Below are 18585 nucleotides of genomic sequence, written 5' to 3' on the forward strand. Positions count from 1 at the left end.
GGAAAAATCATTAGTAATAATGGTGAGGTTAAAACGCTCAGCCAATACTCTGGCAATTTCAAATGTGGTGGTGCCGGCATCAAGATAAACAACTTGTCCATCTTCAACCATGGATACCGCATATTGGTCAATTTCTCGTTGTTGTAGGCTTTTTACAATGCTGGCGAAGGTATTTTCTATTGCCTCACTGGCAGTAGTGGCACCATATTGTTGTTGGATTTTCTGCAATGTTTCTGGAAGTTGGGTTGAATATAGCATTGGTGCAAGGTTGTTTTCGGATGGCTGCATAATCCATTCCACCAGTTGACCCGCATACTGTGGATCATGGAGGCATAATCCAATATCCAGGGATTGGGTAGGGGCTAGCTTCTGATACTGAGCCACTTGTTTGTTGGTCATTACGGAGCAACTGCCGGAAAGGATCACGGTACGTCTATTCTGAGCAGGGGGTGTTGCACCTTCCGGCTGAGGTGGTGACAATAATTTTCCGGTATTTGTACTGGCAAGTGCGGCACCAAGGCCAGAACCCCCGGTTACTAATGTCAGTTCTGACACAGCACTGGCAATAGGTAGTAGATCATTCATGGACATGGCATCTACTACTGCGTAGCGAATGCCTTGTTGTTGTAATTTATTTAGCTGCTTGCGGATTGCTTGCTCTCCCTGATGAACACATGTCAGATCTACCAGACCTGTTTTTCCCTGGGCCTGTTGCTCCATCAGGCGTATTAGATTAGCGTCTTTCATTGGTGTTATTGGGGGGTGTTGCATACCACTTTTATTGACCAGTTGCCCGTTAACAAACAGATGTCCATGCACAACGGTACGCCCATTAACCGGCAGTGCAGGGCAGATCAGCGTGATATCTGCGTTTAGTTCCCCCATCAGAGCATCTGTTACTGGCCCGATATTACCCTTGCTGGTGGAATCAAATGTTGAGCAGTATTTGAAGAATATTCGCTGACAGCCTGCTTCTTGGCGTAACCAGCGGCAGGATTTTAGTGAGTTGTTCACCGCTTCATCTACCGGGCAAGAGCGGCTTTTTAGGCTGATAACAATGGCATCAATATTCTGTGGAACGACTGTATTTTCGTCAGGTGCAACCAGTAACTGAACAACCCGCCAGCCGCTTTGCACCATAAAACTTGCGATATCGGTTGCGCCGGTAAAGTCATCGGCAATAACACCCAATTTAATGGTCATAATTCTTTCTCCGGTAAAGTGATACCTTTAAAAGTTTTGATAACTGCGCTGTCATCCCATTGACCAAAACCTTCGTTTATATTGGCGGCAGAATGATCAGGGAAATGGCAAGCCAGAATATAAGAGATATCCGTGATGACATCTTCCAGTGTGTAGGTAAAGAATATTTTCCTGGATTTAAAATACCCAAGTATAAGAATGAAGTTCACCCTGGAGTTAACAGACCAACCTTGCGGTATTATCTGATGTTCCGTATCGGATAAGGTGAAATAGTATTCTCGTTCCTCCAAAGTAAATCGAGGCAGGCCAAAATAGTCCTGAATTTCAGGTTGAGTCAGTATAGTCAGGCGCTTTTTATTGGTATTCATTTTTTTAATTCTTAATATGGCAGGGTTACATTGAGTATGTCACTTTATCTTTTCCTTACCACCTTTAATAGACATAGATTTATACCCGTTATCTTTCAAGTTGCTTCTTTGTTGGCTGCACTCACCCGGTCACATCGTTCTCTATGACATAGTTATCAATGCTCCCGGGGATTCGCTCCCTTGCCGTCGCGACGCATCTTGAAATCCATAGGGTATAGATCTAATTATTTAATGTATAATCTTGATTATTAAGATTAAATATATTGTCTGGTGTGTGGTTCTAATTGGCAATATTATATTTTAATTTATGGTGTTTACGTGTAATTAATTATGACGTGAATCACGATATTGAAAATTAGATTATTAATTTATTGATTTTTTTGTATGGTTTGTATTTTTATACATAGTTTAAAATAAATTATAGATTGAGAAATTAAAAAATCCAACGAGATAATACATCTTCTATTAAGAAGCAGAATGCCAAATGTTAATATTTTTCAAATCTTACGATTTCATTTAAGTTAAACTTAAAAATAGTGTAACACCTTGTATTAAGTGAAAGCCTATAGCTATAACTGAGTTTAAGGACTGAGTGTAGTAGTGCTATTGGTTATTTAACTTAGTAAACCGGTGGTAATTCACATAGGATATTCTATGTAAATGAAAGAGAGACATATCCCTTATAGCTTAACGATACCTATGGATTTTTCGCTGGATTAATATCACTTCTTATTTGAAAAGGAGATTACTCATCGTGTCTAAACTGGCAATACATGGTGGCTCTTCCATTCGAACAATGTCTTGGCCTGGGTGGCCTACAAGTTCTCCCGAAACTGTAGATAATCTACTTTCTGTTTTAAATAGTCAGCGTTGGTCAATAAGTGGACCATACCGTGGGGTACCTTCTTTTGAACAGCGTTTTGCTGAAGCTTATGCACGTTACACGAATGCTAATTATTGTGTTCCTGCTTCCAGTGGTACTGCCAGCTTGACTATGGCTTTAGAGGCAGTAGGGGTCGGAGCGGGTGATGAAGTCATTGTACCTGGTTTATCTTGGGTCGCTTCAGCATCAGCTGTTCTTAATATTAATGCTATTCCAATGCTAACCGACGTGAATCCTCAGACAGGGTGCTTAGATCCAAATGCGGTTGAGGAAGCAATTACTTCTCGCTGTCGTGCGATTACAGTTGTACACCTCGGTTCTGCGGTTGCAGATCTGAATGCCTTAATGCATATTGCAGAAAAAAATAATTTGCCACTCATTGAAGATTGCTCTCAAGCACACGGTGCTCGTTTTGCTGGTCAACATGTGGGGACATTTGGTATTGCTGGAACGTTCAGCATGCAACATAGTAAGCTGTTGACCAGTGGAGAAGGTGGAGCGGTACTAACTCAAGATGAGCAAATTGCTAGACGATTAGCCCATCTACGCGCCGATGGACGTACATTAAGCAGTGTACCACCACCGTTGGATCATATGGAGTTATTAGAAACTGCTGAGTTAATGGGTTCGAACTATTGCTTGTCTGAATTTCATGCCGCAATTTTGTTAGCTCAATTAGAAAAACTTGATACCGAGAATGCTATCCGGCGCTGTAATGCTGAATATTTGGATGAGCTGATGCTGCAAATTGGCTGTTTTCCTCAGCAAACCACTCTGGGTACCACTGAACGTGTCTATTATAGCTATGTCATTGGATTACCTGAATCTGTCTTAGAGAAGGTTTCAGTAGAAAAACTGGCAGAAGCCCTGTCAGCAGAGCTGAATTTACCTTGTAAGCCTATGTATGCCGCATTAAATCAATGTACGTTATACCAACCCGAGAGTCGGCGGCGTTTCGCATTAGGAAAAGACTTTCAGTCATCCGTTCAGCCGCAGCGTTTTAGTCTGCCAATAGCGGAGGTATTCTCCCATAGCCACATTGCCTTGCCGCATCATTTTTTACTTGCAGAAGAAACTGACATGCTTGATGTCCAGCGTGCTCTGGAGAAGGTAATGAGCCATGCCGAGCATCTGTGAATCTAAAAGGTCAAAACTATTATGACGTCAACACATTGCCATCGTTTTGTGTTCATCCGACACGCAGAAGCAACATGCAATCTACAGGATGACCATGTGTTAATCAGTTCAGTTTTGCCTGATTCACCACTGACGGAAATGGGCCAGCAACAAGCACAATTATTAGCAGATAATTTTCCCAAGGAGTTAATCGGAGACAAGATATTTAGCAGCCCAATGGTCCGAACAATGCAAACGGCCAAATTTCTCACTGCACGGTACAATTTACCGTTGATATCTGATGAGCGTTTGGAAGAAGTGCGTATAGCACCTTCACTGATACCGCCATTAAGTTTGCCGGAATGGGATGCAATGCTGGAAGAACGTTTGAATAGTCCCACAATTAAAGTAAGACCTGAAGTAGAAACTGTTATTGAACAACGAGCACGAGTGACCGATTTCTTGCGTCAACGGCACCAACAGCGTGGCCGGGAAAAGGTCACTCTGATCGTTTCCCATGCATTCACTATAGAGTTAGCAATGTTTGTGTTGCTAGGGCTGGAAATCTCCCTATTACAACGCTGGCATATGCGTATTAGTAATACAGCATTGCACGTTATAGAGAATGAAGAGATAGGTGGAAAATCTAGGCTTGTTCTTGTTAACGCGAAAAATCATTTGAGATTATGGCTTTAAAGGTAAGAAGATAAAACGTATGGCTGCAAAATTTGAACGATTACAACAACTTTCCCGGCACACTGATTTTTCAGCATTGGTTCCACCTTTAGTGGGATTTGCGGCTGATAAAGCGCTTGCCATTGTAAGACATTATCCGCAAGCAGATACTGCGCTGCTACGCACCCTCTACAGTCAGTACATCACTGAGCACCCCGACTGGATAAAACAGGTTGAGAAAGTTTGTGGTCCTGCCCCCTGGATTATTCGCAGTGCGGGTTTGGAGGATGGTGATACTTTCGTGAATGCTGGAGGCTATGCCAGTATCATCTGTCATTGTCCGGCAGATTTTAGTGATACGCTTTCTGCGGTAGCTTTCAGTGGATTTGAACTTCAATCCATTGAACAGCAACGGTTAAGTGATCCGGGTTATCAACCGCAGCCAATCACCTGTTTTGTTCAAAAATTGATTGAAGGTACGCCATCTACAGTGGGCGCTTTACAGGCTCCGTATCTGACAGACGATGCATGTCATGATTTAAATAAAATTATCAATCAATTACATCAATATCTCTCTGAAATTGCGTTAGACACTGAGTGGGTTTTGGAAACGGATCATGGCCTGGTTTCCGTGACCGGATTGACTTTACATGCCTCTGAAGGTATCCGGGGAGAACTGGCGTTCGGTTTTGGTTTTGCGTCGGCACAATCCCCCGGCTCAAGGGCAAACTCTGTGGCCTATCATTGGCCAACGTTAGCTGCACCTTTGTGGTATGGCGCTCAATTATGTCAGGTTCGCGTGGATAAGATTTGGTTAGTACAGGCACGTCCCGCTCCGGGTTATGTACTTGAGCGTCAGGTTGAACAGTTAACCACTGAAGTGAAAGAAGAGCTGGCACGTAGTATGCAGGTGGTTCCCGTAACAACATTGCTGCATCCTGCAAAGCCTAATTTAGGCGTTTTCCTTTCGGCATCCACATTAGACGATGCTTGGTCTCGTTATTTGCGTCTTCCTTTGCCAGTGCGATCCACTCTTGTGGCTGTCTTCGTTGAATCAGGCGTTGCCAGTGAACATGCTGGCATCATGTTCCGTCAACAAAAATTGCCTGTTTTTCTTACCCAGTTAACCAATATCCCCGCAGTTCCTTTGGTCATTATTAATAGTGTGGGAGAGCAAGCCTACTTTAGTGCGCAAAAACCACTTATCGAATTGGAAACGGAAACCATTGAATCGGTTAATTTGCCCGCTGCTGTACAGCATATTTTTGACGATAGAGAATCTCTGCCCACTACGGCGCTGTCTTCTCAAGATCTTTCGGATGTTTTGCAACGTGCGCTGGCTGGCTTACCGGTATTAGAGGAAAAAATCGGTGTTTCACTCAGGCAACGTACTCTTTTTCCAATGGACACATGGTTACAGCATGGTGACATTGTCCGAAGCCCAAGTTTAACAGGTTGGCTCCTGGCACAAGTCGGTGAGAAAGCAATGACGCTCTACCCTGCTCATTGGTCAGCAACTGACGAAACAACAGATTATCTCTGTGCTTTCAGAGCCAAAACCGATCCGCAATCGACATTACCGCACTTATGTAAGGCTATCCCAACATTGGCAGACAAGATCAGGCAACTCAATGACCTGCGCCTGCTGATGTTATTTATCAAAGCCGAATCATGGATTGAGAGAATTCCCTCAATGCCATTGGCGCAATGGATTGATGTTGCGATAACGTCCCCAAATGGGGATGGGCGTCTGCTACTGGAGTGTCTACTTCATGTGCTCGCAGATACAGACATTATTCCCATTTATGAAGATGCAGACCGGATCAACATTTTACACGCGTTAACCCAGGCAGCAGGTTCTACACTTTCTGTTCACGAACTGTTTGAAGTTATCCATCATCGCCAATTGTCACCGATTGCACTGGCGAATCTGGTTTATGCGCCCGAAGCGTTTGCTGACTATGTGGCTTTCCTGTCTCCACTTAAGCGCTTTAAAGCAGCCGCAGCACTGGCAGGAGCGAGTGAAGCTGCTGATTTGCTACAAGCTACGGATAGCCTGATGAAAGCGTTACATCAGGCGAAATTATTCACCTTGAGGGCACTTTGTCGCATAGATTTAGTGGATACTTACGATCAGGTACTCAAGGCGGTATTAGCCGATGTGGTTGATAGACATGAGCTGATCACGTATCAAAATTATCTAGATCTGCTCAGCGATTGGATGGAGTTTGCTCAGCTATCAACGCTTTCTGCCACAGAAAAATCGGCATTATGCGTTTTCCAGGGATGGGTAGAACATGTTCGTCATAACCCTATGCCGGATACTTTTTTTCTTGAATTAAAAGAAGATGTTGTAGAAATCTTGGGGGATGATTTCTTACGTTGGCAGGTTTTAATGCCTGTCGCCGGTAATATGACACCGGAACAGCTACCGATAGAAAATGCTCACCAGTTACACAATCTATTGCATCAGTGGATGCTGGTTCGTTTCCGGGCTGAATCGGGGCCTGATCTACCTGCGCTTTTACATAAATTGATCAATATCGCTGATGGTTTTGGTGATGCCCGCTCTTGCCTTTTAAGGTTAACTAATAACCTCTTTGAGATTTCTCTGCCCTTTGTCGTACACAAGGCCAGTTTCCTCTTTAATGAGAAGGAGTTGGTTGTTGAGTTCTGCGAGCTTCCGAATGCCCCGGAAGAGGAGATTGGTCGCTTATATGTCTTCGATGCATTGGCTTCACGTATTTCAGAATGGAAACCACAATGGCAGATATCATCAAATCGGGTCTGCCAATTAGGCACTTGGACACTTTTCTTACGTTTAAAGCGCGCTGATGGCTTACATTGGCAGAGACAGGATCTCGAACAACTGGTGCTTTGGTTGCGGGTGCTATTCGATACTGCTTATGATTTCTCCTATGTGCCTAATGATGAAGTTTCTCATGTATATGACATGCTGGGACATTCTCCCTGGAGTGATCTATTCCACGCTTATGTTAATTACCGGGCTGTGATTGATTTTTCTGTTCAGCGTATCACAGTTTATTCGTTGCCCTTTGCCTCAACGCTCGCTGCACTCTGTCTGAATGAATCTATACGTGATGAGGTCACCAGCGCTTACCTTGCTGGTTTTGACCATGCCTGGGATGCTTTTCACCGAATTATTGAGAAGCTGGAAAAAACAGAGGATGACCAAGAACAGTGGGAATGCCTTCACACCACCGCAGGGCAGATGGGATTACTCTTTTCAGCAGTATGGCCAGAGCAGACGTTGATGCGGATGGTACAAAAACCACTCTCCCGGGTTGGGGCTGAACGGATCGCAGTCAGCTTGTTACATCGTCGTGATTTGTCGGCTACATTGCAGCGGTTGGTTACTGCTCCAGAAAATGCCGGATTGCGTAATTTAGTTTTGCACCACGTTCCTGAAATCGCGGTAAATGCAGGTTCTGCTGCCTCAATCGCAGGTGAAATCGCGATTTGGCAAAGTCAGTTTAAACGCTGCAAAGAGTACTTGCTTGCCTATCATGCAAATGTACTCTCTGAGGGCCAATGTCAACAATTTGTCAGACAACTTAGTCTTATCCCTTATGGCATCACAGAGGAAATTGAAACGTATATTCAACGTGCTCTGGCTCCCATAGCCACAGAGGGGAAAGGCCGTTTTAAATTGTCTGAAGTTGATCCGATTGCGATTATTAGCACTATGCGGACAAAATGAGGGCAGAATGACTAAATACCTAGGCAAGGTTGCTAGAATACAGATTACCCCCTCAGAGTTAGTGGCGAAGTTATTCGCCACTGAATATGCTCAAAACGGTGATGGTTATGTATCAGCCTGCGCTCTGGGACAAATATGGAGCGACCTAAGTCTTCTTACTGAAGTCAGTCAACAGCCGTTATCTGTCCGCCGTCAGGCCAAATGTTCTGCTACACATGCGCAACAGGCCGCTTTGTCTATCGCTGGTGGTCATAAAATCACGGCTGAAACGGAGTGTTCTCAACAAATAGGCCTTGTATTGCAAGGTCAATTTTCTCCCTGGATGGATCTACTGACCCGTATTTTGGCACTCCCCTTGCCAGAGTGTTATGGCTATGATTTAGGGGATACCGAAGTCTGTGTGGATGATGCAATCCGTTTTGCCCGCCAGTTTGCCTCCGGGCGTTCCATCGTGGTTGTCGGTCTCCGCAGTGGTGGGAGTTTTCTTATTCCACGTTGGGTTGCAGGATTAACTCAGATTAATGGTGTGCCCCCTGCATGGCTAACACTGCGCCCTTTAAGGCATATTAACGCCTATTGTCAGTACCATCCTTCAGAGTTGGATACTCTATTTCGTCTTCTTGACGCACAATCTGAACGTCCAGACGTCGTGATTGTTGATGATCAACCCGATACAGGCAATACCGTTGAAAAACTTGCGGAATGGTTAGCCTTCAAAGCAGAAAACATCTGGTTTGCCAGCATTGGGCATGTGAGAAAAATCACAACATCAGCTTCATGGTCAACCGTATTTGTGCGATCACCACTGATGACACGTGAACGGCGTTCACTCTGGCAACTGTTGTTAAAAAATGATCACCGCCATTTTCTTTCTACATTGATTTCTGCGATACCAGCGTCTGATTTACTGAATTCGACAATAATAAATAACGCGGATACACAGATCTTTATCCATTGCCCAACAATGGAAAAAAGATATGGCTTGGGTGAGGCTTGGTTGCCTTGGAACTCGCCAGCAATGGAAAAATATGCAAGAAGGTTGATTAACCCCAAAAAAACTCCCTTGTTAGTCACGGATAAACATGAAACGCCATTGTTGCACCTGAGATTTATTGGGGAAAGCACCTATGGACTCACGGAATTCAATCGGGTGAAGCAAGCCAATACTGCCCATCCTGAGGCGTGGTTTCTTGATGGTTATCATATTGCTCAACATCTTCCGGGATTGCGGCCATTACGGGATCTTATGGCTGAAACACCTCATGAAAATCATCAAGTTTGGCTTACACAGTGCAACGCTGTTATTCAGTCTGTCAGCCAATCACCATTAATAGATATTGTCGGCCAGCTACCTCAGATTCCAATAGGAGCAGCCATTCGTAATGCATGGGAACGCCTGCAACACAAAATGGGTAAAAGTAAATTGAGTGAACACAAATTACCTGACTTACCCATTTGGCTCGATTCACTCAATATTCCTCCTTTTGCAGGAAGTACCCGACCAATACGCTCTTCCCTTAGCTATGCCTTTGGTGATTGGCACTGGCAAGTTGACAAGGATGGGCATCTCTACCGTTTTCATCAGGAGGCTAACTGGGGAGGGATAAGCTGGCCAGAATTGGAGATAGCTGTTTTTCTGTTGGTATATCAACTGCCGCCCGCCACATTACAGCTGATGTACAACAGTAACCAGACAGAGAATGATAATTTACCAGTGATATTCACTTCCTTACCTGTTGCGCTGCTTTTGCTGCTTGACGGTTTCCGCCGGGAAGTACGTCAATTTAGCCCTATAGGTAAGATGCGATTATGTGAAGATCTCACCTTGTTATTCCAAACTTTTATCCAGTACCACAACTTGATTATTGAAAGCATCGCGAATATGCAACCGACTGAAATATCGGGGAGTGTCTATGAGTAAACCTGAAAAAATCGCCTCTGCTGTTGGCGTACCGGCACCAAACTTACGTGCTCTATCTGCAAGTGGTGCTATCGTCAGACTGAGTGATGGAAAAGACTATATTGACCTGATGAATGGCAAAGGTAGCATCACGTTGGGACATCATCATCCGGTAGTCACAGAAGCAATAATCTCCAGTTTAAATAATGAACAGGGGTCTTCCACCTGCTGGTCAGAGCCTTTTGAGGCTCTTGCAGAAATCATTGTTGCTGATAGTGGTATCCCAAATGGGCAAGTTGCTTTTTTCAGCTCAGGAACTGAAGCCTGCCGTGCTGTTGTCCAGTGTGCACGGAAGATAACAGGCAAAAAAATCATCGCCAGCGCAGGTTACCACGGCTGGGGGGATTTATGGGCTTCGCCTTCCCATTTTTTGCAGCCAAATGAAAGCGGCATTATCGATTTCTACTTCATCCCTGAATTACTGGCTGATGTGTTAGAAAACTATCATGGCGAAGTCGCAATGGTGATGATTTCTCCCGACTATGTACATCTCAAACCAGAAACATTAAAAAAAATAGCTCATCTTGCCCGTGAATATGGCGTTCTATTTTGCAGTGATGAAGTCAAAAATGGCTATCGTTCAGTGACTGGTTCTGCGTTACCACAGGTTATTGGCGAACAGGCTGATTTTTATACCTTTTCCAAAGGACTATGCAATGGGCAACGCTTATCCTGCCTCGTCGGGCCAACTGAAATGATGCAAAAAACTAAACATATGACCTATACCGCCTATTTTGACACAGTGCCTATTGTTGCTGCTTTAGCCACATTGAAATATATGCGTGACGAACAAGGCTACAAACGTCTGGTCACGTGTGGGTCAATGCTGGCAAACACATTACGCACACTGATTGCGCAGGCAGAGTTGCCAATAAAAGTCATGGGGGATGGGCCATTACTGCAATTTATCTGTGCAACGCCAGAATTGGATGAGGCTTTCTATACTGCTTGCGGTAAACACGGCCTGTTACTGTATAAGTTTGATAATCAGGCTGTTTCGCTGGCAACTGAAGCCGTTTTAACGAAATTGGAGATCCACTTCAAACAGGTATTTTCAGAACTTGCTCTACACTTCTCTACGCAGCACCAAATCCATGTCTCTATCGAGCGACAAATGGAAGCTGCATTCAATATGATCGACGGTGCCAGTGATATTATGCCTGCTGCCGATGCTATTCATTGGTTACAAAGGTATGCCTTATGAGCAGAATAAAAGACTGGTATGGTAAACGTCTGACCTTAATTGCTCCACATCCCGATGATATTGCTTATTCGATAGGTGGTTTCGTCTCACAACTGGCGGCTGTATCCACATTAGAGGTTGTGACCGTATTTACCCAAAGTCGATGGGCGCTCCCTAAATCCCTGCGTGATGCGGGTTCCGCCGTTATCAGTAAAGTACGAGTAAAAGAAGAGCAGACTTTTTGTCAAAATTTTAAGATGAAGTTATACCCTCTTGGGCTCTCAGATTCCAGCCTGTCCGGCTATGACGATGGGAGTGAGCGCCAATTGCAATTTACTCATGGACAACTTACTAATGACATACGAACTTCAATCGTATTGGAGAAGCTACAGCAGGTCTTGGCAGGGTCCAGCCCTGATGTTGTGATTGCGCCAGCCGCCATTGGTCATCATATCGACCATCAGATTGTCCATCACGCCATTTGTTCACTACATAATCATCAATGGCAACTTGCTTTTTACGAAGACCTGCCCTATGCAGCTGAATTTACACTGGATATTTTGGAAAAACAGTTGGCAGAGCGAAAATTCAGCATACTAGAAGCCATCAGTATCGATCAAACATTAGCAGATAAATATGCAGCACTATCTAATTATGCCAGCCAAACCGATCAGGAAACGATTGATGCAATTATTGTCCATGCACAACGTCTGGCACAAACATGTTTCCATACCGGGCAAGCAGTTTACCATGCAGAAAGATTTTGGGAGAAATCATGTCAATATCAGTAGGTTATATTCGTCAATTAATTATCAAAATCGCCTGTGAGACAACGGGAGATGACGCAGAAGAACTCATCAAGCGAGGATGGTTAGAGATCCCTGCACGGGATGCCATTGAATTTATGGTACGTCTGGAAGCACTCCTTGACTGCACTCTGGGTTGGTCGAAATACGAACATTTGTCAATGGGAATTAATAACCTCGCAGAAATAATAAACAAGAAGCTTAATGCACAATCATCTGATGAACCAATGCCATTATCACCTTAATCATAGGTAAAAAAATGATAAATACCGAAAAAAATGGTATTGATATACCTTTTAATAACAATAAGTTACATGAAAAAAGCAATGTTTCATCCTGTTTACTTCAAGATAATGCGCATTCTATGCATAAAATTGAGTTGCGTTTTGAAGATGTTGCTTATCCTTTCTGGATAGGGAGCCACTGCACAGAGGAAATTTCGGCGCATTTAGCTGAGATGTCGGCGTCTTCTCTGCATATCATTACTGACGATACCGTAAACCAGCTTCATGCTGCTCCTTTCGTACAACGGCTAACTCTAAAAACAAAGGTGCCGGTTTGGGTCTGGTCAATTCCAGAAGGAGAAGCAAATAAATCACTCAATACATTGGATTATCTGGCAAATCAATTGCTTAATACGGATGTTGATCGCAAAAGTGTTATTGTCGCGATGGGAGGGGGGGTTATCGGCAATATAGCAGGGCTGCTGGCCGCGCTACTATTTCGTGGTATTCGTTTCGTGCATATTCCCACTAGCCTGATTGCAATGAGCGATTCTGTTATTTCTCTTAAACAAGCGGTGAACATGCCACAAGGCAAAAATCTGATGGGTTGTTTTCATACGCCAGAAGCGGTTTTTGCTGATACTGCTTTCTTGCTGACGTTGCCGTCCCAACACTTGCGATCTGGATTATGCGAAATCATTAAAAATGTGCTGATATTAGAAACCGAAAATATCCCATTTTTAACTAGGACACTGAATGCAGAAGCGGATTACGACGAACAAACACTTGCATGCATCGTTCAGGCGGGGGCTTTGACCAAACAAAAAGTCATGGTTAACGATAAGCGGGAGAGACATCATGCCCTTGTATTCGAATATGGTCACACTGTAGGGCACGCTATCGAATTAAGCTGTAATGGAAGACTGACTCATGGTGAATCTGTGGCTCTTGGCATGATAGTCGCAGCTGAAGTTTCTCACACCCTTGGTTTATTGACATCACAAGCACGTGATATGCACTACCGCCTGATTCACCTTAACGGCGTCGATATTAAGGCACCTGTAGGAACAACCCTGGAAGCCATTATGCAGATACTGCAATCTGATAATAAACGTGGTTATCTGCGCGCGAAGCCCAATGAAATTCCGATGATTCTGTTAAATGAATTGGGAACCCCCCTTTGGAGTGGTGAAGGGCATCCTTTAACGCTTGTGCCGACCCTGTAAATAATTCTGTGTATTTGCCTTTCATTAAATGTGGCCGTCCAGGCGGTCACCGAACTCAATAATAAAACGACTCATCGCTTGTTTCCAGTTTTGGATCGGCATGCTCCATTTTTTTGAAGCTGATTCAATCGCCAAATAGATAACTTTACGCACAGAATCTTCCGTTGGAAATACCTTACGTTTTTTAATCGCATGGCGGAGCACACTGTTGAGGGATTCTATTGCATTCGTCGTATAAATGGCTTTACGGATATCTTCGGGATAGGCAAAGAACATGTTTAGATTCTCCCAATGGGCGTACCAACTCTTGCTGATTTGTGGATATTTGTCATCCCACGCTTGAGCAAATTTATCGAGTGCTATCAATGCTGATGCTTCTGTTGCTGCTCGATAAATTGTTTTCAGTCCGGCGGTTACCGCTTTGTAATCTTTCCATGAGACATATTTTAAGCTATTACGCACCATATGGATGATGCATAACTGGATCTGAGTTTGTGGATAAACGCTATTTATCGCGTCAGGAAAACCTTTTAGACCATCAACACACGCAATGAGAATGTCCTGAACACCCCGATTTTTCAGCTCAGTAAGCACCGATAACCAAAATTTAGCCCCTTCATTTTCAGCTATCCACATACCGAGAAGTTCTTTATGACCGTCAGTATTAATCGCAAGTGCAAGAAAAACTGACGGGTTGATAACACTACCGTCGTGTCGCACTTTCACAACAATACAGTCAAGATAAACAATGGGATACAGTGACTCCAGGGGGCGATTTTGCCATTCTTGAACTTGTTCTTTTACTGCATCTGTGACTTTGGAAATCAGTGTTGGAGAGACATCCGCATCGTACATCTCTTTGAACGTTGCCACGATTTCACGCGTTGTCATGCCTTTAGCATAGAGGGCGAGAATTTGGCTATCCATCTGCGTAATACGAGTTTGATTCTTCTTGATTAATTGAGGTTCAAAGCTGCCTTCACGATCCCGTGGCGTGGTCAATTCAAACTCGCCATCATCGGTCAGTAACGTTTTAGAGGAATAGCCATTACGAGTATTAGAGCCTGATTTAGCGGCATTTTTTTCATGCCCTAAATGCTCAGTCAGCTCTGCATTTAATGCAGTTTCGACGGTAAGTTTAGTCAGCATTCGGGTGAACTGATTAAGGTCAGCTTCCGTTTTGATGCCTTTTGCAAATTCAGCTGCAAGTGCTTTAAGTTTTTTCTCGTCCATAATATGCCTGCTTTGTTGTTGGATGTAACATATCAAAAGCAGGCAAATACACAATTTAAATTACAGTCTCCATTTTTCATCATCAACTTTGAACCCTATCGGGGGATGGGCAAAAATAGCCAATACAGGAATAGTACAGTACGCTCATCCGTATTGCTTTCTCCTTCATAGGATGAGCGACTATTTTGTTACAGATTAACTACCCAGGAAAAATCAGAGCGGGTCCAGATTTTTCCCGCAGTGTTATTAATCTTCTTTTTCGGAATAAGGGCGAACGTATTTCATAATACAGTCAAGTTTTTCGCAGGTTTCCTGCCATTCTCTTTCTGGTTTGGAATCTCTGACTAGCCCCGCGCCAGCCTGAAGCCAACAGCGTCCTTTATGTTGATAGAGAGAGCGTAATACCAGCGCGGCATCCAGTTTACCTGAGCTATCTAATAACATGACGCAACCGCTATAGAGCCGACGGGGTTCACCTTCATAGCGTGAAATTGCCTGTAAAGAAGGTTTCTTCGGTATCCCCGAAGCAGTGACTGCCGGGAATAGGACGATGAACGCATCCCAACGATTTTTGTCTGTTTGTAGTAATCCTTTTACTCGTGATGCCAAATGTTGTACCGAACCACGTTCACGAATAGCCATAAATTCTGACACACAAAGCGTTTCAGTCTGACAAATCGGCGCCAATTCTTCTAATGCCAGTTTGGCAGAAACTGCGTGTTCGGAGATTTCTTTCGGGTCAGAAAGTAAATCTGCACGTAGCTGTTGATCTTGCTCTTTGTCATGGGTCAATGCTCTGGTACCTGCCAGTGGTTGGGTGCTGACCCAACCTGAACCATCCGCCTCAACCACGGTTTCTGGACTGAAACCATAAGCAGAGAAATCTTCATCACGTAAGAAGAAAGAGCGGGCAGGCGTGTTAGCCTGACGGCCCAACCAGTAGCTATGTGTCATATCAATATTGGACCCAAGCTCTACTTTGCGTGACAGGATCACTTTTTGGTAGTGACCTTCGGCAATGTCCTTAACCGCATTCGCTACGTTAGCTTGATAATGTTTTGCCGCGTCTGATGTATTGATAATTTCCATATGTTTTGTATATGGGAAAGCCGGTGTGCTTGATTGATCAGCTTGCATGATTTTCTCGCTCAATATAGCGATCTGATCTTCTTCAAGTGTCCGTATCAGAACCTGTCCTTGAGTTATGCGTAATTCATGCTGTGGAATAGTGATTTTAATGAGTGCTTCATCTTGTTGTTCTAATGGTAATCCATAGGTCATATGGGAAAACTCAAATAGTGTTCTTCCATAAGCACGCCAGTCTTTGATAGGGAGAGCATTAAGCGCCTGCTCAAGCTTTTGACTTAATGTATTAATATCGTATGGATGATGATTACCTTGTGAATCAATCAATTGTCCCGATGCATTTACACTTATAGTCGCGGCACAGCCCATCCCCAATGACCATTCATCTTTTGCTTCATAGAGCGTACAAGGTTGTGAATCATTATCATCTGAGAGCAAATGAGTGATGAGATCTAACGGATTACGGGTAATAGCGATAGTGTGTTCATGATATTGCTGCATTGGATGGCCATGTTCTGCTTGTGCCATCTGTATTAATTGGCGTTTGTCGATTTTTCCTACAGTGGTTAATGGCCAATACGCCACAAACAACCATTGATCAGGGATTTTATGGCGTTGAACGCCTTTCTGATGCAAAAATGCCTGTATCTGTGCGGGTTCTGGTTGATTGCCACTCTTGAGCAGGCAGGTGCAAATGCGTTCACCCAATAGTTCATCTGGAACAGCAATGACAACCGCGTCATTAATGTCAGGATGTTGCAGCAACAATGTTTCAACTTCTTGCGTCGAAATTTTCTCCCCACTGCGGTTAATCTGCTCTTTAATTCGACCTTCAACGATCAGGTTGCCATTTGAAGTCATACGAACCAGATCGCCGGTACGGTAGAATCCATCAGTGGTAAAAGCGACGGCATTATGCTGTTCTGCACGATAATATCCGGTAATGGTGTAGGGGCCTCGTGTAATAAGTTCACCTACCTCACCGGGTGCAACAGGTTGCAAATTGGCATCGACGATTTTGATCTCATCTTCTTCTGACAGCGGGCGCCCCTGGGTATTAATGATGACCTCGTGGGGATCGTCCAATCGGGTGTAACAGAGTAATCCTTCTGCTGTACCAAATACTTGCTGCAAAGGACCAAGGCGTATCATGACCTGTTCAGCCAGTTCCGGTGTGAGCCTGCCACCACCGACTTGTAAGCAACGCAAGGATGAAAGGTCGCTTTGTTCCCAGTCGCGGGCCTGTTCCCAGAGGCGTGCAAGAGCGGGAACTAATGCTAAATGTGTCACCTTGTGCCGTTCGATCAATGGCATGGCTTCATCACAGCTGGCGGTATCACTCAAGAGTACACATCCCCCTTGGGAAAGGGTACCCAGAATACCGGGGCTGCCTAAGGTGAAATTATGGGCAACAGGCAATACGGCTAAATAAACACTGTCCGTATTTATCGCACATAGACGGGCAGAGAGGACAAAATCATAGGTATAGGCGTCGTGCGTACGCGGAATTAATTTCGGTGTACCGGTTGTTCCGCCTGAAAGTAACAAGACAGCAATATCACTATAGGTTGGTCCAGGAACATTGAGCGGTTCATCATCAATGGATGCTAATGCGGTAAACTCCTCCGCTTCTCCATCAACGATAATGTGTTTCAGATCGGGACAAGATGCCGCCACTTCCCGCGCCATTTCCCGATAATCAAAACCATGAATACAATCAGGGATAATGTAAGCCACCGGGCGCGCAATCTGGCAAAGCGCATGAATATCATGTGCCCGTTGTGTAGGCATTAATAACACTGGATGAGCACCCAGTCTGAACAAAGCAAAACAGGTGATGACAAAGGAGATGCGGTTAGGCAGTTGTACTATGACGTTATCACCACGACGTATTCCACGGTGAAATAATCCACTGGCCAATCTTTCTACGGATTGGTGCAATTCGCGGTAAGTTAGCTGTTGTTCTTGATAGATCAGCGCTGTTTTATTACCCCAGATACTAGACCAACCGGCAAGTTGTTGGTCCAGCGTTTTGCCATTCCAAAGATAGTCTGGCGTCATAGTCAGTGTTTTCCCTAGGATAGAAAAAGGTGCCATTATGCGAACTCCTGTAAATAGACATATTGTATAAACTGTGTAACGTGACGAATAACGCTCTGAGGATCTTGAGTAATATAAAAATGGTCGCCGGCAACTTCCTGGCAGCAATACGAAAGGTTTTGCGAGTCATCTGCAAGCCAATGATGCCACTGCTGAACTTCCATAGCAGAAGCTTCTTGGTCTTCGTTGCCATAAAGCAATAGCGTTGGTGTTTGCAGTTTTACTGAATCAGGTTGAATAACATGGTGATAGTGCTCTGTAGCAAAAAAGTCAGCTCGTAGCATGGGTAAGAACAACTCAAGTAATCCGGGATCTTCTCGTAACATCGGACTGCAACCGCCGATATCAATCAGCTGTTCAATGAATTCATGATCAGGCAATCCGCTCAGTTGGCGGTGGGATTGAAGATGGGGTGCATGACACCCCGAAAGTACTAGTGCTTTGAGAGAACAATTATGCTGTTCAAGGCGTTGGCAAGTTTCAAAGGCGACCTGAGCGCCCATGCTATGACCAAACAGTATCAAGTTCTCTCTCTGTGCAGGAGTGAATGATACGATCAGATCGGCAAGTGATTGTGCTAATGGCTCAATCCGGGTGGCAGCATGTTCATTCATACGACTGTCATGTCCGGGGTAAATCACCAGTGAAGCCGCGATATCTGAATTTTCCAATGTGAACCATTGGCGGAATGCACTGCTACTGCCCCCGGCAAAGGGGCAGATTAGCAATGTGTATTTCGGTTTGTCGTGAGTCGTCAGGCATGGACGAATCATCGGGTGTGTAGGGAGTAGCCACGTCATC

12 protein-coding genes and 1 pseudogene are annotated in these 18585 nt (G+C 44.3%); 8 read left to right on the forward strand and 5 right to left on the reverse strand.

The window, feature by feature from the left end:
- The coding region (gene otnK, locus AM629_RS09915) for a 3-oxo-tetronate kinase (RefSeq protein WP_072161861.1) at positions 1–1203 on the reverse strand (1203 nt) is incomplete at its 3' end.
- A 101-nt stretch (positions 1204–1304) separates the two neighbouring features.
- A pseudogene (locus AM629_RS24565) lies at positions 1305–1571 on the reverse strand (DUF4158 domain-containing protein); the annotation flags it as partial.
- 754 nt (positions 1572–2325) lie between these two features.
- On the opposite strand from AM629_RS24565, the gene AM629_RS09925 reads away from it, so the two are divergent.
- The 8 genes from AM629_RS09925 to AM629_RS09960 are packed head-to-tail and all read left to right on the forward strand — an operon-like array spanning position 2326 to position 13365.
- Complete coding sequence (locus AM629_RS09925) at positions 2326–3591, forward strand: DegT/DnrJ/EryC1/StrS aminotransferase family protein (RefSeq protein WP_200905762.1); 1266 nt, start codon at positions 2326–2328, stop codon at positions 3589–3591.
- Between the two features lie 21 nt (positions 3592–3612).
- A complete protein-coding gene (locus tag AM629_RS09930; protein ID WP_072161862.1) occupies positions 3613–4266 on the forward strand; it encodes a histidine phosphatase family protein in 654 nt (217 codons plus the stop codon).
- Between the two features lie 19 nt (positions 4267–4285).
- Complete coding sequence (locus tag AM629_RS09935; protein ID WP_054478514.1) at positions 4286–7966, forward strand: hypothetical protein; 3681 nt, start codon at positions 4286–4288, stop codon at positions 7964–7966.
- A gap of 7 nt (positions 7967–7973) precedes the next feature.
- On the forward strand, positions 7974–9887 hold the full coding sequence (locus tag AM629_RS09940) for a hypothetical protein (RefSeq protein ID WP_054478516.1): 1914 nt from the start codon (positions 7974–7976) through the stop codon (positions 9885–9887).
- Positions 9880–11130 (forward strand): aminotransferase class III-fold pyridoxal phosphate-dependent enzyme, encoded by a 1251-nt coding sequence (locus AM629_RS09945; protein WP_054478518.1) that lies wholly within the window; start codon positions 9880–9882, stop codon positions 11128–11130. The genes AM629_RS09940 and AM629_RS09945 overlap by 8 nt, the downstream gene beginning before the upstream one ends.
- Positions 11127–11900, forward strand: coding sequence for a PIG-L deacetylase family protein (locus AM629_RS09950; protein ID WP_054478520.1), 774 nt, complete (start codon positions 11127–11129; stop codon positions 11898–11900). The genes AM629_RS09945 and AM629_RS09950 overlap by 4 nt, the downstream gene beginning before the upstream one ends.
- Complete coding sequence (locus AM629_RS09955) at positions 11885–12160, forward strand: DUF6137 domain-containing protein (protein ID WP_054478522.1); 276 nt, start codon at positions 11885–11887, stop codon at positions 12158–12160. Before AM629_RS09950 ends, AM629_RS09955 begins: the two co-directional genes overlap by 16 nt.
- Before the next feature lie 14 nt (positions 12161–12174).
- Positions 12175–13365 (forward strand): 2-deoxy-scyllo-inosose synthase, encoded by a 1191-nt coding sequence (locus AM629_RS09960; protein WP_054478524.1) that lies wholly within the window; start codon positions 12175–12177, stop codon positions 13363–13365.
- A gap of 24 nt (positions 13366–13389) precedes the next feature.
- Here the strand turns inward: AM629_RS09960 and AM629_RS09965 are convergent, their stop codons facing one another.
- The 3 genes from AM629_RS09965 to AM629_RS09975 form a co-directional block, all read right to left on the reverse strand.
- On the reverse strand, positions 13390–14598 hold the full coding sequence (locus AM629_RS09965; RefSeq protein ID WP_054478526.1) for an IS256 family transposase: 1209 nt from the start codon (positions 14596–14598) through the stop codon (positions 13390–13392).
- 246 nt (positions 14599–14844) lie between these two features.
- Positions 14845–17745: a salicylate synthase gene (locus AM629_RS25120; RefSeq protein WP_152911994.1), complete on the reverse strand. Its 2901-nt coding sequence runs from the start codon at positions 17743–17745 to the stop codon at positions 14845–14847.
- Positions 17746–17780: 35 nt separating this feature from the next.
- Positions 17781–18584: a thioesterase II family protein gene (locus tag AM629_RS09975; RefSeq protein ID WP_235525446.1), complete on the reverse strand. Its 804-nt coding sequence runs from the start codon at positions 18582–18584 to the stop codon at positions 17781–17783.
- Position 18585 lies beyond the last annotated feature (1 nt).

The sequence above is a fragment of the Photorhabdus heterorhabditis genome (assembly GCF_001280945.1).
GTDB lineage: Bacteria > Pseudomonadota > Gammaproteobacteria > Enterobacterales > Enterobacteriaceae > Photorhabdus > Photorhabdus heterorhabditis.